14 protein-coding genes are annotated in these 19,730 nt (G+C 70.1%); 4 read left to right on the top strand and 10 right to left on the bottom strand.

Annotation, left to right across the window (positions count from 1 at the left end; all coding sequences use genetic code 11):
* Positions 1–27: 27 nt before the first annotated feature.
* Together OG883_RS06660 and OG883_RS06655 are read right to left on the bottom strand one after the other, a co-directional pair.
* Complete coding sequence (locus tag OG883_RS06660) at positions 28–2,367, bottom strand: polysaccharide lyase 8 family protein (protein ID WP_266541300.1); 2,340 nt, start codon at positions 2,365–2,367, stop codon at positions 28–30.
* A 301-nt stretch (positions 2,368–2,668) separates the two neighbouring features.
* A complete protein-coding gene (locus OG883_RS06655) occupies positions 2,669–6,517 on the bottom strand; it encodes an endo-alpha-N-acetylgalactosaminidase family protein (RefSeq protein ID WP_266536291.1) in 3,849 nt (1,282 codons plus the stop codon).
* A 317-nt stretch (positions 6,518–6,834) separates the two neighbouring features.
* Here OG883_RS06655 and OG883_RS06650 point away from each other — a divergent pair, with 317 nt between their 5' ends.
* Together OG883_RS06650 and OG883_RS06645 are read left to right on the top strand one after the other, a co-directional pair.
* The gene (locus OG883_RS06650; protein ID WP_266541298.1) at positions 6,835–8,049 is read left to right on the top strand and encodes a glycoside hydrolase family 64 protein; all 1,215 of its coding nucleotides are present in this window, start codon (positions 6,835–6,837) and stop codon (positions 8,047–8,049) included.
* A gap of 231 nt (positions 8,050–8,280) precedes the next feature.
* Positions 8,281–8,898, top strand: a complete 618-nt coding sequence (locus OG883_RS06645) for a YceI family protein (protein WP_266536288.1) — start codon at positions 8,281–8,283, stop codon at positions 8,896–8,898.
* A gap of 100 nt (positions 8,899–8,998) precedes the next feature.
* Here the strand turns inward: OG883_RS06645 and OG883_RS06640 are convergent, their stop codons facing one another.
* Positions 8,999–10,198, bottom strand: a complete 1,200-nt coding sequence (locus OG883_RS06640) for a S8 family peptidase (protein ID WP_266541296.1) — start codon at positions 10,196–10,198, stop codon at positions 8,999–9,001.
* 187 nt (positions 10,199–10,385) lie between these two features.
* Here OG883_RS06640 and OG883_RS06635 point away from each other — a divergent pair, with 187 nt between their 5' ends.
* A complete protein-coding gene (locus tag OG883_RS06635) occupies positions 10,386–11,207 on the top strand; it encodes a helix-turn-helix transcriptional regulator (RefSeq protein ID WP_266536285.1) in 822 nt (273 codons plus the stop codon).
* Positions 11,204–11,431, top strand: a complete 228-nt coding sequence (locus tag OG883_RS06630; protein WP_266536282.1) for a DUF397 domain-containing protein — start codon at positions 11,204–11,206, stop codon at positions 11,429–11,431. Before OG883_RS06635 ends, OG883_RS06630 begins: the two co-directional genes overlap by 4 nt.
* A gap of 1 nt (position 11,432) precedes the next feature.
* On the opposite strand, the gene OG883_RS06625 is transcribed toward OG883_RS06630, so the two are convergent.
* The 7 genes from OG883_RS06625 to OG883_RS06595 form a co-directional block, all read right to left on the bottom strand.
* Positions 11,433–11,702 carry a DUF1876 domain-containing protein gene (locus OG883_RS06625; protein ID WP_266536280.1) on the bottom strand — a complete coding sequence of 90 codons (270 nt, stop codon included), beginning with the start codon at positions 11,700–11,702 and terminating at the stop codon, positions 11,433–11,435.
* On the bottom strand, positions 11,702–13,045 hold the full coding sequence (locus tag OG883_RS06620) for a hypothetical protein (RefSeq protein WP_266536278.1): 1,344 nt from the start codon (positions 13,043–13,045) through the stop codon (positions 11,702–11,704). Before OG883_RS06620 ends, OG883_RS06625 begins: the two co-directional genes overlap by 1 nt.
* Positions 13,046–13,155: 110 nt before the next feature.
* Positions 13,156–14,568, bottom strand: coding sequence for a S9 family peptidase (locus OG883_RS06615; protein WP_266536277.1), 1,413 nt, complete (start codon positions 14,566–14,568; stop codon positions 13,156–13,158).
* Positions 14,569–14,678: 110 nt separating this feature from the next.
* Positions 14,679–15,329 carry a TMEM175 family protein gene (locus OG883_RS06610; protein ID WP_266536275.1) on the bottom strand — a complete coding sequence of 217 codons (651 nt, stop codon included), beginning with the start codon at positions 15,327–15,329 and terminating at the stop codon, positions 14,679–14,681.
* Positions 15,330–15,600: 271 nt separating this feature from the next.
* Positions 15,601–17,226: a citramalate synthase gene (gene cimA, locus OG883_RS06605; protein ID WP_266536273.1), complete on the bottom strand. Its 1,626-nt coding sequence runs from the start codon at positions 17,224–17,226 to the stop codon at positions 15,601–15,603.
* Between the two features lie 445 nt (positions 17,227–17,671).
* Positions 17,672–18,988, bottom strand: a complete 1,317-nt coding sequence (locus OG883_RS06600) for an MFS transporter (protein ID WP_266536270.1) — start codon at positions 18,986–18,988, stop codon at positions 17,672–17,674.
* A gap of 104 nt (positions 18,989–19,092) precedes the next feature.
* Positions 19,093–19,704: a TetR/AcrR family transcriptional regulator gene (locus OG883_RS06595; RefSeq protein WP_266536267.1), complete on the bottom strand. Its 612-nt coding sequence runs from the start codon at positions 19,702–19,704 to the stop codon at positions 19,093–19,095.
* Between the last annotated feature and the right edge of the window lie 26 nt (positions 19,705–19,730).

The following is a 19,730-nucleotide window of genomic DNA, read 5'->3' as shown; positions in this document are numbered from 1 at the left end:
AAGCTTTGTGGGGGTTCAACAAGGGTCTCAGCCGAGTGCCACCTCACAGCGGTGGGCCGCCCCAGCCGTGCCACCGGTGATCCGCAGCCGCAGAGCGCGTCCGGTGGCGAGCACTTCGACGGACGCATCCTTGCTGGTCACCCGGCGAACCGGGTGGTGCCAGGTGATCTCCACGGGTGCTCCCGAACGCGTCGGCTCGCTGATGTGGAGCGTCGCGGCGCGGTGATTACTCCGTACGAGGGCACTGGCCGGGGCCGTTGCAGTGAGCGGGCCCACCGTACCGGCCTGCCAGAAGTTCGCCGCGGTCAGTCCCAGGGAGCGGACGGCCACCGCCTGGCATGCCCTGGTGTTGGCCAGGATCTCCGGTCGGCGCTCGTCGCGGGCGCACGCGGCGACGGTGCGGCGGCTCGCGCCCGGCAGCAGCAGATACGCGTACGAGGCGTCCGCCGGATCGGTCCCGTGGTCGAGCCAGAGGGTCTGGTAGCGGCGGGTGACCCGCTCGGTCGAGCTGGTGGTGTTGATGTCGCTCCAGGCGCCGGTGCGCTCCTCGCGCAGGGTGCGCAGGGAGCCGGCGCCGCGGGGGAAGACCCAGCCGCCGTGACCTTCCAGATGGGCCCAGCGGGGGCGGGAGCGGTCGTCCACGGTGAAGGCGTTCCTGCCGTCCGCGCCGAGGTTGCGGTTGTCCACGACGGTCTCGACGGGCACACCGTCGGTGCTCGAAATGCCCGCGCCGAGGCAGACGACCGTGTCCGCGACGCAGAACCAGGACTTGCGGGCCTGAAGGGTGGAGCCGAGGCCGAGCAGATGCTGGCCGACGGCCGCGAACTCTCCGTCGCTCACACCGCCCACCCACTGCGCGGCGGGCTTGGGCTCGCCCCACTCGCCACCCGCCCTGTCGGCAAGCCGCTGGGTGGACACGGTCGTTCCGGGCAGCCGGTAGAAGTCGACGGTGGGCCAGAACCAGTCGGTGTACTGGCCGCCCTCCCGCTCGCCCGGCCACCAGTAGAGCATTCCGGCACCGGTGTGCCAGCCGCGCGGGTTCTCGCCGTTGCCGCACTCGTAGTACGCGATGCGTTCCGAGGCCATCGAGATGTTGGCGGCCCAGCCGGGACGGCGGTGCACGGCCCGGTCCATCGAGGCGAAGAGCCGGTGGCCGACCGGCTCGGGGGCGGCGGGGACGGGCGCGGCGGCCACCGCCTGCAGCCGGGAGAGGTCGGCGACGCCGAACTGCCTGCCGGTGAGGACGGGGGTGGTGGTGTCCCGCTCGATCCAGCCCTTGATCCGGCCGTGCCAGCGGTCCCGCTCGGCGACGGATGCACCGTCCGCGAGCAGCGCGATCGCGGCGATGAGCCCCTGCCCGTGGAAGTGGTCGCTGCGCATGACCTTGCGTTCGTCGTTCTTGAGGTATCCCCGGCTGATGGCACGGCCGTTGACGCTGTCCATCATCAGCCCGTTGTAGATCAGGGGTGCGTACGCGTGCTCGACGCTGTCGAGGATGATCTGGCGCCCGGGATCGGTGACGGCCCAGCTGGAGCCCGCGAGGAGAGCGAAGAGGCGGCCGAGGCCGTCGAGCATGACCTGGCCGTACGTGCCGGAGTAGGCGACCCAGGTGTGCTGGACGAACGAGCCGTCGGCGTAGAGGCCGTCGCCCCTGGTGACGTACGGGAAGACGGGCGAGAGGGCGTCACGGGCCAGCGCGATCTTGGCGGGGGCCTTGCCGAGGATGCCGCGCAGGGTGACGGATCGGCAGAGATCGACGCGGTTGGCTCCGGTGGAGGTGCCGCTGTAGTCGCCGAGCGCGGCGTCGGGGACGAAGTGGTCGACGGCGGCGCATGCCGCCTGGATCTGCGCCTCGGTGAGCCTGCCGTGGAGGACGGCGACGATGTCCATGAGGAGGCGGGGGCTGCCGATCTGCCACTCCCACCAGTTGCCGTAGCGGGTGGTCGAAGGGTTGTAGATCTTCGCCGAGAGGTGATCGAGGCCGCGGAGGATGTCGGCGAGGAGCCCGGCGTCGCCGGTGTGCCCACTGCCCTCCTGCGTGTACGCCTGGGTCATGGTCCACAGGCGGCTGTAGCTCTGGGTGATACCGGAGGGCGGATTGAAGGTGTGGCCGGGCCACAGGGAGGTGTCGGTGGGGGCCATGGAGGCGCGGAATCCGGCGGCCAGCGCGCCGGTCTCGGCGAGGCGGGAGGAGTACGGCTCCGCGGTCGGGTCGTAGCCGGTGCCGAGGCTGATCTCCAGCCAGCGCAGGCGCAGCGTCTCGAACTCGTCGGCCGGGGCCGCCAGCCCCGGGGAGGCGAGCGCGAGGGTGAGAGCGCTTGCACTGGTCGCGGCGAGGAACGTACGGCGGGACCATGCGGACGGCAACGGCACGGGAGCCTCCGGTAGGTAAATCGCGTAGACCGGTTGCCCGTTGGTGTAGCACGGCCGTCCGCGCGCCCTCAATGGGCATGACAGAGAATAGGGAAAGCGCTTGCCCCTCGGTTTGGGTTGTCAGCACGAGGGGCAAGCGCCGCTCAGGGACCCGCCGGGACTCCGCCCCGCACCCGGCGCGTCAATCGCCGACGAGGCCGGCAGATCCGGCGAAGCCGGCCCGTCCGGCGTCTGAGGACGGACCCGGTGTGAGGACGGGCCCCGGTGGAGGTGCGGGGAGGGCGGTGCGCCTCCGTCACCTGCCGCACCGGAAGCGCGCACTGCCCCAGTCGGCGTGGTCGTTGCCGTTCCCGTCCCCGCCGTCGCCCACGACCAGCTCGACGTAGGAGGCGCCGGTGACGTCCGCAGTGAGCGGCCAGGCGGCGTCGGCGGCCGTCAGGACCGGCGACCTCACCTTCTCGCTCCCGTCCGCCAGCACGCCGAACCGCACGCTGCCGCGCGACGCCTGGACATCGTCCACGCCCACCTCGGCGGTGAAGGAGGTGCACTTCCCGCCCAGGAAGTAGCGGATCTTCGCCGGAGCGTGGCTGCCGAGGCCCTTCTCGTACGCCACTGAGCCGATCTTCAGCGGGGTGCCGTCGCCCCCGCCCTGCCCGCCGTTGGACAGATCGCGCTCCACCGGCCCCCAGCCGCTCTCCGCCGAGGTCCAGTCGATGTCGCTCGCCCAGGCATCCGCGGTGGGCGGCGGCGGCAGGGTGCGTACGGACGTCTGTGCGCCGAGCTCGCGGGAAGCCCCGCCGACCGCGTACGTCGCCGCCGAACTCACCGGGTACGTCCGGTACTCGGCGTCCACCGGCACCCCCACCTGCCAGGTCGCGGTGACCCGGGCACCCGGCGCGACCGATGCGAAGGCCACCGGACCGGCGGGTTCGGCCGTCCATCCGTCGGGCAGCGTGAGGCCGACCGAGACACCGGTCGCCGCCTGCGCCTCGTAGTTGGTGAACGTGGCCCTGACCTCGTTCTTCCGGCCGGGCTCCAGGGTCTCCCCCGCAGCCAGACCCAGCGTGCCGCACGCCGCCTGCCCGGCCGCCGGGCCGAGGTCGGTGACGGTGAAGCCGTCCAGGACGAAGTCCGCGCCGTCCGGGGCGTCCGCGCGCTTGCGCAGCCCGGCCCAGGTGTCGCCGCAGCCTGCCGTGACGGTCTGGGCGAAGTGGCCGGTCGTCCTCTGCTGCCCGATCGGGGTACGACGGGTCTCGACCGAGGCCGGGACGCCGTCCGCGCCGATCCGGTCGTAGCCGGTGACCCACTCGTACGCGGCCGCGTGGCTCGACTGGTAGTCGTACGCGACCCGGTAGCTGTGCCCGTTCTTCATGGGCACCGACCAGGGCGCGGTGCGGTAGACCAGCCCGCTGTTCTCCTCATGGGACTTGAGGGACTCGCCGCCGCCCAGCACGTCGTCGACGAGCTTTCCGTTCCAGCCGGCCTGGGTGTAGGGGGCGTGCTTCTGCGCGATGTGGGTGCGGGGGTCGGTGACCCCGCCCGCATCCCCCTTGAGGAAGGGGCCCCATCCCTGGTCGACGGCCTCGAAGTCCTCGTACACGACCGCGCCCGGCCCGGTCGCCGGTGCGTTCTTGACCACCCGTACGTCATCGACGCGAACCGCCGCTGGACTCCCGCCCGCCGCCTCCACCTTCAGGGTGGTCCCGCCGCCCGGCGCGGTGAAGCTCACCTTGGCGCGCTGGAAGTACGTACCGTGCCGGTCGGACGCCGCGACCTGGTCCTTCGCGGTCGAGCGCGCCACGGACACGGACGCACCACCGGCCGAGAGGGTCGTACGGCGCTCCTTGCCGGGCTGCACCTCGATCCAGGCGGACGCGGTGTACCGGGCGCCCGGAGTGAGCCCGGTCAGCCGCTGCGCGACCGAGGCGGTGGGGGTGCCACTCAGTACGGCGCTGTTGCGGCCCTTGCCGTCGGTGTCGCGGGCGGCCCTGCCGCGCCGGGTCCAGTCGTCCAGACCGGCGTCGTTGAAGCCGGGGTCGGCGACCGCGCCGCCCTCGCCCCACCGCGGGTCCCGGGAGGCCGGCGCACGGTCCGGGTGGAGGACGTACGGCTGTCCCGCCTCGGCCTTGAGCGTCACCTTGCCCCCCACGGCCCTGACCGTGCCGGTCTTCACCCGCCCGTTGTCGGTGAGCTTGTACACGGTGTATCTCGACCCGCCCGTCGCGGCCCAACTGCTCGTACCACCGGCCTTGTTGTAGTGGTACAGCTTCTTGCCGCCGTCCCACGGCAGCAGATAGGCGTCGCCTTCGAGCACCTTGCGCCCGTGGTCGTAGAAGGTGCGCCGGCCGTTCTCGACCGTGCCGCGCACATCGCCGGTGAATCGGATCTCGTTCCCGTCCCAGCGGGTGATCTGCTGCTGCTGGAGGTACTTGGCGGGGAGATTGCGCTGCCAGATGTTGTCGTAGAAGGCGTTCCAGTCGGTCTCTCCGGTCCAGCCCTCGAAGTCTTGGAGGGCCGTCTGGCCCAGGACGGGGTGGTTGTTCCAGATGTCCTTCTCGCCGTTGCGGATGAACCGGATGATCCGGGAGTTGAGGCCCTTGTTGGTGGCCCCGCCGTAGTCCAGGTCGTTGGCCCAGTGCGACCAGAGCGAAGCCCGCTCGAACTTGTCGGCCCACTCGGTGCCGACGTTCCAGCCCTGCTTCTGCACGGCCTGCACCGTCTTGTCGGCGATCCAGCCGTGGGAGTAGTACACATCGATGTAGAGGAAGGAGAGATTACGGTCGGTCTCGTCCCTCAGCTGCTGGAATCTGCGCGCCAGATCACCGCTGTTGATGTCGCGGCGCTGGTCGATGTAGTAGCTCTGGTTCAGCCAGTTCCAGCCGGGCTTGCTCTTGTCGACGAGGCTCTCGCTGAAGTTCTTCGCCTCGGGGTACGACTCGGTGGCGTTCACATGCACGCCGAAGGCCGCGCCCCACTTCTTGCCGGCCTTCAGCAGCGTGTTGAGGTCCGCGAGTCCCCCGGCCCGCTTGTTGTAGTTGCCCCCGTAGTCGGGGTGCGCCGAGTCGTGGCCCTCGGAGCCGTACCCCTTGAGCACCGCCAGCTGGCCGAGCCCGTCGGTGGCGAGTGAGATCCGCTTGACGTCGTCGAGGGTACGGAGGAAGGGGTGGGTGGCCTGGCTGGCGAAGTTGAACGGAATATGGGTGATCACGCGGTCCGGGGTCTGCTCACCGCCCGGCGCCTTGACTCCGATGGTGCGGAAGGCGACGGCGCCGTCCTGCCAGTCGACCTTGTTGTCGCCGTTGGCGTCGGGCGTGACGACGACCTTCGCCCAGGGGAGGTCCTTGCCGCTCTCGGGGCTCGGGGCACCGCTCCCCCGGTAGGTCCACTGCCCGGACCAGACGCCGACGCGTGTGCTGCCGTCCCCGGCCTTGCGGGCCCGGTGCCAAAAGCGCGCGTCGTCGCCGCCCGTCGCGCCGCCCGGCTTGTCGTAGGAGGAGTTCGACTCGACGGCCGCGGCCAGCTCGTCGGTGTTGACCAAGGCGTACGAGGCCCCCACGGGCGCGGAGTCCGCCGGAGTCTCCCCGGTCACCGTGCCGAACACATCCGCGGTCCTCGTCGAGTCCGGGTCGAGCCGGGTGAAGGCGGTCGAGGCGCCGGTGTCCGTGCTGCCGACCGAGACGAGGTCATGGCCGGGGATGTCGAGGGTTGCGACCTTGAAGGCCTCGGTGTCACGGACCCCGGTCACCTTGAAGGCGGTCGTCCGCCCGGAGACGGTGAGCGTCGCGTCGATCTCGACGCCGGGCAGGTCCCCGAAGGCCAGTTTGTACGCGGCGCTCGACGCCTTGATGACGGGCGCGCTCTTCAACTGCACGGCGTACGCCGTGCCGTTGAGGGTGACCTCGGTGACCGGGCTCGTACTCCCGAGGAGCGTGGCCCCGCTGGACCGGTCGGTGTAGGAGAGGACCCGCGGGAAGTCCTCGGCGACGGCGACCGAGAGCTGACCGGAGCCGATGACGGCGGGGGCGGCCGGCGCAGCGGGGGCGGCGACCGCGACTGCGGACGCCGGGAGCGCGGGCCCGGCCAGGGCGAACACGGCGGACGACGCGGCGGCGAGCGCGCACGCGGCACGCACTCTTCGCGACATGGGGACCGGCCTGGGAACAGGCTCGGCAACCGGCATGGGGGCTGGCGTCGGGGCTGGCGTGGGGACTGGCTTCGGGACTGGCATGGGGACTGAGTAGTCCTCCGCTCTCACCACCGTCAACGAAGTCGGACGCCGCGGCGGCCAGCAGTCCAACAACCCCCGCGCGTTAGTCCAAGTCCCCTTCCCGGACGCCAACTTCTGAAGTGGCAAACTTTATGAGAGCGCTCTCAGTCTCATCTATTGACGCCTTCCCCGACCGTCGGAAGAGTGGTGAACACCCCCACGAGCACAGGAGTTCCTCCGTGATATCCCGCAGAATGTTCCTGTCCGGCACCGCCGCCGCGGCGACGGCACTCACCTACCCCGCCTGGGGAAGCGCTCTCAGCCCTCGCGCCAAGGCGGCGGCGCCCCCCACCTGCGAACTGGCCCTGGAGAACAAGTCCCTGCCCGGCACGGTCCGCGCCTATGTGACCGGCCACGAGCAGGGCACCGGACGCTGGGTGCTGCTGCGCCCGGGCGGCGGCGTCTACTACCCGCAGTCGCCCTCCGCACCCCAGACTCCGCTCCCTGTCGACTGCGCCATCCCGCTGCGCCCGGCGGGCTCGGGCCCGGTCGTGCTGACCCTGCCCCAGATGTTCGGCGCCCGCGTGTACTTCGTACGCGACAACAAGCTGGACTTCTTCCTCAACCCCGGCCCCGCCCTGGTGGAACCGGCCTTCGCCACACCTTCCGACGCCAACTACGGCCGCACCTGGTCGTTCGCCGAGTTCACCTTCAACCCGCAGCAGCTGTACGCCAACATCAGCTACGTCGACCTGGTGACCGCCCTTCCCATCGGTCTCACCCTCACCGGTGATGCCACCCACCGGGTCGCACCCCTCCCCGCCGGGGCTCTGCAGAAGATCGCCGACGACCTTGTCGCCCAGGCGGGGCGCGACGGCCGGCCCTGGGACAAGCTGGTCATCCGCGGCTCGGGCGGGCAGGTGCTGCGGGTGATCTCACCGCAGAACCTGATGGCCCCGTACTTCGACCGCCCCGCCCAGATGCCCTTCCGGGACGTCTTCGACGGCTACATCAACCAGGTCTGGCAGAAGTACCGCTCCACCGATCTGCGGATCGATCTCCAGGGCGGGCGCGGTGTGCGCACCGGGCGGGTCAGCGGCGACGTCATGACGTTCACCGGCGGCCACGCCTTCGCCAAGCCCACCTCGAAGGACGTCTTCACCTGCAACCACGGGCCCTTCGCCAACAACCCCGGCGACCCCGACGACAAGAAGGCCCTGCTGGCCAGGCTCGCCGCCGGATTCAACCGCACGACCCTGCTGACCCACCCCGACCAGCCGAACGGCGCGACGGCGGCCGACTACTACCGCGATCCGGCCACCAACCACTTCGCGCGCGTGCTGCACGCCCACACCCCGATCGGCTACGCCTTCCCGTACGACGACGTCCGCCCCGACGGACAGCCCGACGTCTCGGGTGCGGCCCACGACGGCAACCCTCGGCGCTTCACGGTGACCGTCGGCTCGTGACACATACGGGTGCCCGGGACGGCGCCCGGGCACCCGCACACCCCATGCGGCAGCCGTCGCAGCAGAGAAGGAGCGCGCCCGAGACGCGCGCGAGCACCCCGAGAGCGGAGTGGATTTTCCTGGCAGGGGCAGACACGTGGACACAGAGGTTGAAACTTGAACAAGATGGGGTTACGGTAGACCTCGTTGAAGGTTAAACAACCTCGACCCACCCCCACCCGAGGAGGAGCCATGGCTCTGTTCAACCGCAAGAACGACAACGCCCCGGCCGCCACCGCCACCCTCGAGGTGGACCCGGCGCTGGCAGCGCTGACCGGCGACTACACCATCGACCCGGCCCACAGCAGCATCGGCTTCACCGTCCGCCACGCGATGGTCACCAATGTGCGCGGCTCCTTCGGCGAATTCGAGGGCAGCCTCCACCTGGACGGCGCGGACCCGGCCCGTTCCACCGCCTCGATCGACGTCACGATCGCCACCGTGGACACCGGCATGCCCGACCGCGACGGCCACCTGCGCAGCGGCGACTTCTTCGACGCCGAGAAGTTCCCCCTGATGACGTTCCGCTCGACGACCGCGGAGCAGCTCGGCGGCGACACCTACCGCATCACCGGCGACCTGACGATCAAGGACGTCACGCGCCCGCTCTCCATCGACCTGGAGTTCAACGGTTCCGCCACCGACGTGTACGGCAATGAGCGCGTCGGCTTCGAGGGCAGCGCGCAGATCCTGCGCTCCGACTGGGGCCTGACCTGGAACGCGGCGCTGGAGACCGGCGGCGTGATGGTCAGCGACAAGGTCAAGCTGACCTTTGACATCTCGGCGATCAAGTCCGCCCCCCAGGCCTGATCCGTACCGGGCGCACCTGATCCGTACCGAACGGACCTGATCCGTACCGCATGCACCGCCACGGCGGGGCCGGGAGCCACCCGGCCCCGCCGGCGTGCGTTCAGAGTCCTGCGGTGAAGAGGAGTCGGTTGGGTGAGCCCTGGCCGATGCCGGTCAGGGCATCCTTGGTGGACTCGGCGTCGAGGAACCCGGCGACCTCCGCCGGGGGCGCCGTCGGGTGCGCCGCCTTGTAGAGCGCGGCAACACCGGCGACGTGGGGGGAGGCCATGGACGTGCCGTTCAGGGCCACGCTGCCGCCACCGAGCTTGGCCGAGACGATGGCGGCGCCGGGTGCGTAGAGCGACAGACACCCGCCGAAGTTGGAGAAATCGGTCTCTGCGTCGAAGCTGCTGCTCGCGCCGACGGTCACCACGCGCAGCGCGGATGCGGGCGAGACGGTGCAGGCGTCCACCGAGTCGTTGCCCGCGGCGATGACCGGCAGGACACCGCTGTCCGAGAGGGCGGTGGCGGCGTTGTTCACGACGACGGACTTCGAGCCGCCCAGGGAGGCGTTGAGCACGGCCGGCTGCTTGGCATTGGCGGCCACCCAGTCGAGTCCGGCGACGACCCCCGACCAGGTACCCGTGCCCTGGCAGTCGAGAACCCGGACACTGACCAGGTTGGCCTTGCGGGCGACGCCGTACGTCTTGCCACCGACGGTGCCCGCGACATGGGTGCCGTGGCCCTGGCAGTCCTTCCCGGCCCGCCCGTCCCCGATGGCGTCATAGCCGAACGTGGCGCGCCCGCCGAACTCGGCGTGGGCGTACTCGATGCCGGTGTCGAGGATGTACGCGGTGGCACCCGCGCCGCTGCCGACCGAGGTGTAGTCGCTGTCGAGCGGCAGGTCGCGCTGGTCGATGCGGTCCAGCCCCCAGGACGCGGACGGCGACCGCGTGTCGCTGCCGCTGGACCCCACCGCCGTGACCTTGGCGTCCTGCTCGACGGCCTCCACCCCGAGGGTCGACCTCACGGCCTCCAGCTGGCCCGGGCTGAGCATGGCGGCGAATCCGCGCACCGCCGACTTGTAGGTGAAGAGCGGCTTCACACCGAAGCGGTCCACCATCGAGAACGGGTCCGAGGCGTTGCTGAGGGTCACGATGTAGCGACCCGGCAGGGCATTTGCCGAGCGGTACAGCGGGGCGGGGGTGGCGCGCTGGTCCGACGCCGGGGCGACGGGGCCGGAATGAGCGGAAGCGGACAGCGATCCGGCCGTGACGAGAGCGGTGGTGGCGGCGGCGGCCGCGAAGGCTTTGAGCCTCATTCGGGTGGGCATGGGCACGAGATAAGCATGCTGAAACGATCATGGTCAATCACCGAACGCAGCCAATCGGACACTTTCGGTAGCAATTCGAGAATTACGCCCCCGTGAACCCCTGCGCCAGGCCGTACAGCGGATTTGTACGGGTCGTGATGGATCGAACGCGGTACGTGACGGGAAGGGGGAGCGCATGCACTCAGCCAACAGGACCAAGAGGGTCACCTCCTGGCATGTGATCGGCGCCCAGCTCGCCGTGTTCCGCAAGGCGGCCCGGATGACCCAGGCCGAGCTGGCGGCGCAGTTCCACATTCACGAGGAGACCATCGCCTCGATCGAGCAGGGCCGCCGACCGCTCAAGCCGGATTTCGCGGAGCAGCTCGACGAGCTGCTCGACACGAAGAAGGCGTTGCAGACCGCTGTGGACAAGGTCCCGGAGCGGGAGCGGTTCCCGGCGTTCGCGCAGGACTTCGTCGAGCACGAGCAGGAGGCGCTGACGCTGCTCTCGTACCAGACCCAGGCTGTGCCCGGCCTCCTCCAGACCGAGGAGTACGCGCGGGCGGTCTTCTCCTGTCTCTATCCGCCCCTGGACGAGGAGCAGTTGGAGGAGTGGGTCCAGGCCCGGCTGGCCCGGCAGAAGGTCTTCGCGCGCAAGCCCCGGCCGATGGTGAACTTCCTGCTGGAGGAGTCCATCCTGCACCGGCCCATCGGGGGGCGGCAGGTGCTGCGGTTACAGAACCAGCATCTGCGGCGCTGCGCCGAACTCCCCTTCCTAGGCCTCCAGATCATGCCGACCGACCGAGGGACACACGCCGGTCTCGACGGGCCGCTGGTGCTGCTGGAGACCCCCGACCACGATCAACTCGCCTATATCGAGGGGCAGCACATCAGCTTCCTCGTCGATGATCCCGACCAGGTCAGTATGTACCAGCAGAAATATGGGATGCTGCGTTCGCAGGCCCTCTCCCCCGCGGAGAGCATGGGCCTGCTGGACGACCTGCTAGGAGAGTCATGAACTGGTTCAAGTCCAGTTACAGCGGCAGCGCGGGCGGGGACTGCGTCGAAGTCGCCTACGACTGGCGGAAGTCGAGCTACAGCAGCGACGCCGGCGGCGACTGCGTCGAGATCGCCGCGCACCCCCTCGCCGTCCATATCCGCGACTCCAAGAACCCCACCGGCCCGGCCCTCACCGTCACGCCGGCCACCTGGGCCGCGTTCGTCGCCGGTCGCCCCGCCTGACTCAGGCGCGAAGGCGCTCGACCCGCTCGCCCGTGCGGGTCTCTATCTCCGATGCCGCTTCACTCAGCAGTCGGTGGGTCAGCTCGCTGAGGGCACGGGCCACGGCCAGTTCGTCCCCGATGTGGGGCACGTCCTGGTCCGCGCGATTGCGGTGTGCCGTGCCCTCTCCGGCGATCAGTTCCGCGTTCTGGCCGCGCAGCCTGGCCTCGGCTTTGGTCACGTGGTCGTTCTCGGTGATGACGATCTCGACGTTCCACATCTTGGTCCGCATCAGAATCCACCGCCTCCATCGAATCCGCCGAAGCCGCCCCCGCCGCCGAAGTCTCCGCCGCCGCCCCAGCCACCGCCCCCGAAGTCGGAGGAGTCGAAGTCGGCGCCCGAGGAGTCACCGCCGCTGAACTCCCCGCCGCCGTAGTCCGACGCGTACGCCGGGGTGGACAGCATGGAGCCGAGGAGCGTGCCCGCCAGCAGGCCGGGCAGGATGCCGCCGCCGAAGTAGCCGCCCGCCCACGGGCCGTAGGCCGGTCCCGCCTCCCAGTACGGGCGGCGGCCGCTCTCCGTCTCGACGGTGCGGGCCATCGGATCCTGACCGTCCTCCAGCCGGGCCGCGTCGGCCGCGCACACCGGCACCTGGCGCGTGGCGCCGCCGGACGGGGACCATGCGGCGTCGGCCACCGAAGGACCGTGACGCGGGTCGAAGAAGCAGGGCGCGCGGCGCTCGGGCAGGGTCGCACCCGAGCGGCGGGCGTCCAGGACGGCCAGGGAGTAGCGGCCGTCCTCCAGTGCCTGGGTGACACCGCGGACGTCGCTGGGGTGTTCGGCCCCTCCCATCAGTGACTTCGCCTTGTCGTACGAGTCGAGTGAGCGCTCGTAGTCGGCCCGCATGGTGTCGTCCGCGCCCTTCTCGGAGGGGTGGAAGTCGAGGCGGTCCAGCTCCTCGCCGTAGGCCGTGATGTCCTCGTCGACGACCACGCGCAGCTTTTCGAGGGCGGCCCGCTCCTCCTCGGCCTTCATCCGGCGCTTGCGGCGGACCACTGTGTACACGCCCGCAGTGCCGGCGGCCGCGACCACACCGAACGTAATCAGGGCACCGGTGTCCACGCCGGCGTCGGGACCCGCGCCCCAGGAGGACGGGGCGCTGCCGCGCATCTGGGGCAGCGCCTGGTCGACGAAGTTGTTCAGCTGGGTGGCAGCGTCGACGCCGGGGGGCGTCTTGACCGCCGTGACCAGGTTACGTACGGCCTGGTTGGTCATGACACTGTTGTCGGCGCCCGCGTTGAAGCCGTCGCCGAGGCGGACGGCGTACAGGCCGGTGACGCCGGTCTGGGTACGGATGTTCTGCAGGACCGTGTCCTCGGGGAACTCCTCGCCCGTGGGCAGGACCGCCACGAAGAGCGCCTTGTCCGCGCCCTTGATCTTCTCCGCGAGGGCGTTCGCCTCGGCCGCGGACAGCTGCCCCGTGGCTCGCGGGTCGACATAGACCGGGCCGTCCTTGAGCGCCTCGGCCACAGTTTCGGGGCCGGTGGCCGCCTGCGCTCCCGGCGCGGCCACGAGGAAGGCCGCGGAGAACGCGAGCAGCAGACCGGACAGTGCGGAAAACAGCCTGGTCTTCATACCCTCGACGCTACCCGAAAGGGTGCCTTTTCGGACATTTCCGGAGTAGGGTATCGGGCCGCCCGGCAGGCGGCGGTCAGCTTGGCGGCCGCCCCCGTCGCATCCCTCGGTCAGTTGCCCGACAGCGTCTCCTGCAGCCAGTCGAAGACGACCTCGCAGTGCTGCTGCGGGGCCATCGGGGAGCAGTGCAGCTGCGCGCCGGTGGCCGTGGTGAGCTTCACGTAGCCCTTGGGAGCCGTCAGCTTGTCGAACATCTGGCGCGGCTGGCCGGGATAGAACTGCTCGTAGTCGTAGTCGAGGACCAGCGTGGGCATCTTGATGCGGCCCACGACGTTCGTGATGTCCAGCGACTCGATGAGTTTGGCGGGGGTGTAGAAGTCGGTGAACATCTTGCCCTCGCGTGCGTCGAGCATCGCCGGCACGGAGAAGGGCTCGATGCGCTTTTGAAGAGTCGCGGCCACGGGCGGAGGCAGCTCGGGGACGACCTCCTTGTTCCAGATGTTGTTGGTCTCCTCCTTGTCCGGGGTGAGGATCTCCCGGAGCTCCGCAGGAAAGCCCAGCCAGGGCGCGAGGCAGCCGGGCATCGCCACCAGAGCGGCGATCCTGCTCTCGAAGGCCGCTGCCCGGGGGGCCAGGTTCCCGCCCATGCTCAGCCCGGTCAGAGCGATCTTGCCGGTGTCCACGTCCGAGCGGGCGGCCAGCCAGTCGACGAGCGGCGTGACGACGGTCTCCCAGCGTGGCGTGAAGACCACTTGGTCCACAAAGAGCAGCTGCCCCTGGCCGGGCCCGTCGTACACAAGGGCGTTCCAGCCGCGCTCCAGAGCGGCCTGGACGCCGTAGGTCCACATGTCAACATTCTGGCCGTCGCTGCCGTTGGTGAGGATCACGGTGGGGCGCCGCTCGCTTGACTCGTCCGGCCGGAAGAACCACACAGGCAGCGGGGTCTTCCCGTACGGAATGTTCGCCGTCACCGGTACCGGGTCGCACAGCTCGCAGAACTTGTCCCAGGCGCCGCGCCCGGCCTTGTACAACTGCTCCTCGCTGCCGGGGTCGTCGGAGCCGAGGACGAAGAACAGCGCCTGGCCGTAGTACTGGGCGGCCCGCAGCGCACGGAAACGTGTGGTCTGCGCCCCGGGCTTGCTGCCCTGGGGCGCCTCCATCAGCTGATCGCCGAGCTTCTTGAAGGTCTCGGTGTACGTCTGCGCGGAGAGACCGGCCTTGTTGATCGCGTTCACCGCGGTGAGCACCTCGCCCACCTCGGCGGCGCCGTAGCCGGATCCGCCGAGCGCGAGGAGCCCGTTGAAATTGAAGCCCGGATCCTTGAAAAGCGTCATCGCACCGGGCGTGGGACCGCTTGCCGCGGCGGAGGCCGACGCCGTGGGACTGGGGGTGCGCGCCTGGGCGGGAGACACGCCCGACGGGGTGCACCCGGCGGTCACCAGAGCGCCGGCCCCACCGACGAGCCCGGCAAGCGTGGTGCGGCGGGTGGGGCCGGATGCCTGATCGCCCGATGTGTACGTCATGTCGGCCGAACGTACGCTTCGCGTCTGCGGGCCCGGCTCAGCAACACCAGCCGTTCCCCCGAACGGCGCTTCCCACTCTCCCTCCTGCTGAACTGCCGGACCGACACCTCCTAGGTCCCGAACCGTTGGGCGGCCGCGCGCAGGCGCTTGCCCCGCCTGCCCGTCACCGCCTTCACCGGAATCAGCACTGCCCACCACAGCTTCGCGCCCGTCGGGGAGACGAAGGCGAGCGGCACGGCGACGGCGAAGACCAGCACGGTCGCGGCCATGTCGGCCACATCGTTGCGCGCGACGGGATCGGTCAGCGTCCCGCTGCCCAGCCACGGGCGCTTCCACAGAGCGACCGTCAGCGCGAGCTGCGTGGCCGCCATGGCCGCGACGGCGCCGGAGTAGACGGCCACCGACTGCGGCATGTCCCCGTACTCGGCCAGCAAGGTGGTGGGGAAGGGCATCAGCGCGATCAGGCCCAGGCTCAGCAGCCCGAGCCTGATGACCGTCCCGTCCACCTCTCGCACGTACCGGAACATCTGGTGGTGGCCCCGCCAGAATGCCGCGATGACCAGGAAGCTGAGGCCGTACGCCCACAGGTTGGGCCTCACATCCCTCAGCGCCTGCTCGAAACCATCGGCGTCCAGATCGGCGGGCAGCGTGATGTCCAGAGCCAGCAGCGTCATCGCGATGGCGAACACTCCGTCCGACAGCGCGAGGAGCCGGGCCGCGCTCCCCTCGTCGTCCCGCACTCGCTGGTGGCTGTCCACCACGCCACCCTAGGGTCGACTGACCCGAAATATTCCGATTGATCCCGTGCGCGCGTTGAGTCACCCGCCGGACTGCGCAGACCTGTCGATCCGGTGAACGGCCCCGGCCCACACGCGCCTGGACGTCTCGGAAAACGCCGCCGCGTGCGCTTCGTCGGCGAACGTCGCCCGCGCCCGGATCCGGTCCTGCACCGGAGCCGCCGGCCGGAAGTGGCGGCTCCGGAGCGGACCTTCCGGGGCCTGCGGAATCTGCGGGGCCCGGGGGCTGCGCGGTCTACTCCGCCGGCTCGACCCCGGCGCGCAGCAGACCGTAGGTGTACGCGTCCTCCAGGGCCTGCCAGGAGGCGGCGATGACGTTTTCGGCGACGCCGACCGTCGCCCACTCGCTGCCTCCGTCGCCCGTCGTGATCAGTACGCGGGTGGTGGACTCGGTGCCGTGGCGGCCTTCGAGGATGCGGACCTTGTAGTCGATCAGCTCCATCTTGGCGAGCTGCGGATAGATCTTCTCCAGGCCGACCCGCATCGCCCGGTCGAGGGCGTTGACCGGGCCGTTGCCCTCGGCGGTGGCGACGATGCGCTCGCCCTTGGCCCACAGCTTGACGGTGGCTTCGTTGGCGTGGGTGCCGTCGGGGCGGTCCTCGACGATGGCGCGCCAGGACTCGGTACGGAAGTAACGGCGGGCCCTGCCCTCCGCCTCGGCGCGCAGCAGCAGCTCGAAGGAGGCGTCCGCCGCCTCGTACGTGTACCCCTTGAGCTCGCGCTCCTTGACCCGCTCGACGACCCTGCCGACCAGCTCACGGTCGCCGCCGAGCTCGATGCCGAGCTCCTTGCCCTTGAGCTCGATGGAGGCACGGCCCGCCATGTCGGAGACGAGCATCCGCATGGTGTTGCCGACGAGTTCGGGGTCGATGTGCTGATACAGATCGGGGTCGATCTTGATGGCGGAGGCGTGCAGTCCGGCCTTGTGGGCGAAGGCCGAGACGCCGACATAGGGCTGGTGGGTGGAGGGCGCGAGGTTGACGACCTCTGCGATCGCGTGCGAGATCCGGGTCATGTCCGCCAGCGCGCCCTCGGGCAGCACCTTCTTGCCGTACTTGAGCTCCAGCGCGGCCACAACCGGGAAGAGGTTGGCGTTGCCGACGCGCTCGCCGTAGCCGTTGGCGGTGCACTGGACATGAGTGGCGCCGGCGTCGACGGCGGCCAGGCTGTTGGCGACGGCGCAGCCGGTGTCGTCCTGGGCGTGGATGCCCAGGCGCGCGCCGGTGTCGGCGAGAACGGTGGCGACGACGGCCTGGATCTGGGCGGGCAGCATCCCGCCGTTGGTGTCGCACAGGACGACGACGTCCGCGCCCGCGTCGGAGGCGGTGCGGACGACGGACTTGGCGTACTCGGGATTGGCGCGGTAGCCGTCGAAGAAGTGCTCACAGTCCACGAAGACCCGGCGGCCCTGTTCGCGCAGGTAGGAGACCGTGTCGCGGACCATCTCCAGGTTCTCCTCGAGCGTGGTCCGCAGGGCCAGCTCCACATGCCGGTCATGCGACTTGGCGACCAGCGTGACCACCGGGGCGCCCGACTCGACAAGCGCCCTGACCTGCGGGTCCTCGGAGGCCTTGGCCCCGGGGCGGCGGGTGGAGCCGAAGGCGACCAGCTGCGCGTGCCGGAAGGTGATCTCCTGCTGGGCGCGCGAGAAGAACTCCGTGTCCCGGGGGTTGGCGCCGGGCCAGCCGCCCTCGATGAACCCCACGCCGAAGTCGTCCAGGTGCCGGGCGATCGTCAGCTTGTCCGCGACGGTGAGGTTGATCCCCTCACGCTGTGCGCCGTCGCGCAGCGTCGTGTCGAAGACATGGAAGCTGTCGTCGGTCCCCGTGTCCGTGTCCGTGTCCGTGGCCTGAGTGGTCATGGCTGTGTTGACTCCTGTCGGATGAGTGGCTCCGAAGTTCTGGCTCCACTTGCCCCCATCTTCGCGCGGTTCGCCTTCGGCCGGGGTGAGGCCTGAAAACGAAAAAACCCCTCGCTGGTGCGAGAGGTCTGCGCGCGGGTCTGGGGCACGGTGGCCGCGTCGTACGTGATGGTACGAGGCGATCACTGCGGACCGGCGCGCCTGCTGTCAATAATCATGGCGAACGAGAGCACGGTCGCAGTGTGCCATACGCCGTGCGGCCGGCGGACGAGCATCTCAGCATGCGGGCTGCCCGTGACCGGGGCTCCACCCGGACCCCGCGCCTCAATCGCCGGCGGGGCTTGGGTTGCCCGCCCGGGCGGGCAACCCGGCCCGGCCGGCGATGAGGACACGGCCGAGGGACGTACGGGGGTCCGGGGTCCTTCCCCTGGTTACGGCGCCCGCCTCACGGCACCCGCGCCGGGAGCGGGGCGTCGTCCCGGGGCGTCGCCGCGCCCACCTTCTTCAGATCGATGTCCCTCGTCTCGCGCATCGTCAGGTACACCACCAGCGAGACCGCCGCGCACCCGGCCACGTACCAGTAGAAGCCCGACTCGATGCCTGCCTTCTTGAACCACAGCGCCACATACTCCGCCGTACCGCCGAAGAGCGCGTTGGCGATCGCGTACGGGAGTGCCACACCCAGCGCGCGGATGCCGGTCGGGAACAGCTCGGCCTTCACACAGGCGTTGATCGAGGTGTAGCCGGTGACGACGACCAGCGCGAGGAGCGCCAGAGCGAAGGCCGGCCAGAAGGTGCCCGCGCTCTTGAGCATCGTCATGATCGGCACGGTCAGGAACGTCGAGCCGACGGCGAAGCCGATCAGCAGCGGGCGGCGCCCGATCCGGTCCGAGAGCGCGCCCGCCAGCGGCTGCAGGCACATGAAGACGAACAGCGCGCAGAAGCTGACCAGGGAGGCGGTCGACTTCTCCATGCCCGCGCTCCTGGAGAGGAACTTGGTGAGGTAGGTCGTGTACGTGTAGTACGCAACGGTCCCACCCATGGTCAGGGCAACCACCAGGAACGCCTCGCGCCGGTGCGCCCACAGCGCCTTCAGCGTGCCGCGGTCCTTGTCCTCGGCCGCGCCCGAGTCCTCGTACACCTCGGTCTCGAGCATGTTCCGGCGCAGATAGAAGACGACGGCCGCGCCCAGCGCGCCGATGACGAAGGGGATGCGCCAGCCCCAGCTGTGCAGCGCCGCCTCGGACATGTTGCGCTGCAGGACGATCTGCAGACCGAGGCCGACGAGCTGGCCGGCGGTCATCGACACGTACTGGAAGCTGGAGGCGAAACCGCGCTTCTCGGGCGCGGAGGCCTCGGTGAGGTAGGTGGCGCTGGCCGCGTACTCGCCGCCGACCGACAGGCCCTGGAGGAGGCGGGCCACCAGCAGGACGGCGACGCCGCCGTAGCCCGCGACCTCGTACGTCGGCGCGATCGCGATGAGGACCGCGGACGCCGACATCAGGGTGACGGTCATGGTGAGCGCGGCCTTGCGGCCCTTGCGGTCGCCGATCCGGCCGAGCAGCCAGCCGCCGACCGGCCGCATGAAGAAGCCGACTGCGAAGATCCCCATGGTGTTCATGAGGTTCGCGGTCTCATTCCCCTTGGGGAAGAAGGAGTCCGCGAAGTACACCGCGAACGTCGCGTACACGAACCAGTCGAACCACTCGACCATGTTTCCGGCCGAGCCGACCCAGATTTTCTTCCACTGCTCTCGTCCCATGATCCGAAACCGTGCCGGAGGGCCGGAAGTGGAACAAGGGAGCAGGCCGCAACGATCGGGAGTACTTGCGTACGTTGTGTTCCCGACCGGCCGGAGGCAGTCGGTCAGCTCTCGGCGGTGAGGAGCGCCTCGTCGAGGAACTCCCGTACGTGGGCGAGGACCTGGGCACGGCCGGTGCCCGGTATGCCGACGGCGACATGGACACTGAAGCCGTCGAGCAGGGCGCGCAGCCTGGCGGCGAAGCGGTCCGGGTCGACGGAACGGAACTCCCCGCGCGAGATGCCTTCGGCGAGCAGCGCCACCAGATCCCGGTGCCAGGCGCCCTCGATCGCCGCCTGCCGCGCGCGGGCCCCGGCGTCGGCGTTCTGCGAGCGGTTCCACACCTCGAGCCAGAGCGTCCAGTGGGGGTCGCGTGGCCCTTGGGGTACGTACAGATCGACGTACGCCGCGAGCCGCTCCGCGGTGGGCGCCTGACGGGAGAGGAGTGCGCTGCGTTCGGCGCCGAGGCGGTTCTCGCTCCATTCGAGGGTCTGGAGAAGCAGTTCGTCCTTGGTGCGGAAGTAATAGAGGAGATGCCCGCTGCTCATCCCGACCTCGCGGCCGAGCCCGGCCATGGTGAGCCCGTCGAGCCCGCTCTCGGCGATGGTGGCCATGGCGGCGGCGAGCAGCGCCTCGCGCGGCGGCGCGACATTGCGCCGGCGGGCGGCGGGGGTCATACGGCGGCCTCCACGCGCACCGCGTC

Origin of the sequence: Streptomyces sp. NBC_01142, assembly GCF_026341125.1 — a bacterium.
Classification (GTDB): domain Bacteria; phylum Actinomycetota; class Actinomycetes; order Streptomycetales; family Streptomycetaceae; genus Streptomyces.
This window is presented reverse-complemented; position numbering and strand designations above follow the sequence as displayed.

Excerpts from the sequence above, each read along its gene's own strand:
- OG883_RS06655 (WP_266536291.1), bottom strand. The coding sequence starts at position 6,517 with ATGTCGCGAAGAGTGCGTGCCGCGTGCGCGCTCGCCGCCGCGTCGTCC.
- OG883_RS06650 (WP_266541298.1), top strand. The coding sequence starts at position 6,835 with ATGTTCCTGTCCGGCACCGCCGCCGCGGCGACGGCACTCACCTACCCC.
- OG883_RS06645 (WP_266536288.1), top strand. The coding sequence starts at position 8,281 with ATGGCTCTGTTCAACCGCAAGAACGACAACGCCCCGGCCGCCACCGCC.
- OG883_RS06640 (WP_266541296.1), bottom strand. The coding sequence starts at position 10,198 with ATGAGGCTCAAAGCCTTCGCGGCCGCCGCCGCCACCACCGCTCTCGTC.
- OG883_RS06635 (WP_266536285.1), top strand. The coding sequence starts at position 10,386 with ATGCACTCAGCCAACAGGACCAAGAGGGTCACCTCCTGGCATGTGATC.
- OG883_RS06630 (WP_266536282.1), top strand. The coding sequence starts at position 11,204 with ATGAACTGGTTCAAGTCCAGTTACAGCGGCAGCGCGGGCGGGGACTGC.
- OG883_RS06625 (WP_266536280.1), bottom strand. The coding sequence starts at position 11,702 with ATGCGGACCAAGATGTGGAACGTCGAGATCGTCATCACCGAGAACGAC.
- OG883_RS06620 (WP_266536278.1), bottom strand. The coding sequence starts at position 13,045 with ATGAAGACCAGGCTGTTTTCCGCACTGTCCGGTCTGCTGCTCGCGTTC.
- OG883_RS06615 (WP_266536277.1), bottom strand. The coding sequence starts at position 14,568 with ATGACGTACACATCGGGCGATCAGGCATCCGGCCCCACCCGCCGCACC.
- cimA (WP_266536273.1), bottom strand. The coding sequence starts at position 17,226 with ATGACCACTCAGGCCACGGACACGGACACGGACACGGGGACCGACGAC.
- OG883_RS06600 (WP_266536270.1), bottom strand. The coding sequence starts at position 18,988 with ATGGGACGAGAGCAGTGGAAGAAAATCTGGGTCGGCTCGGCCGGAAAC.
- OG883_RS06595 (WP_266536267.1), bottom strand. The coding sequence starts at position 19,704 with ATGACCCCCGCCGCCCGCCGGCGCAATGTCGCGCCGCCGCGCGAGGCG.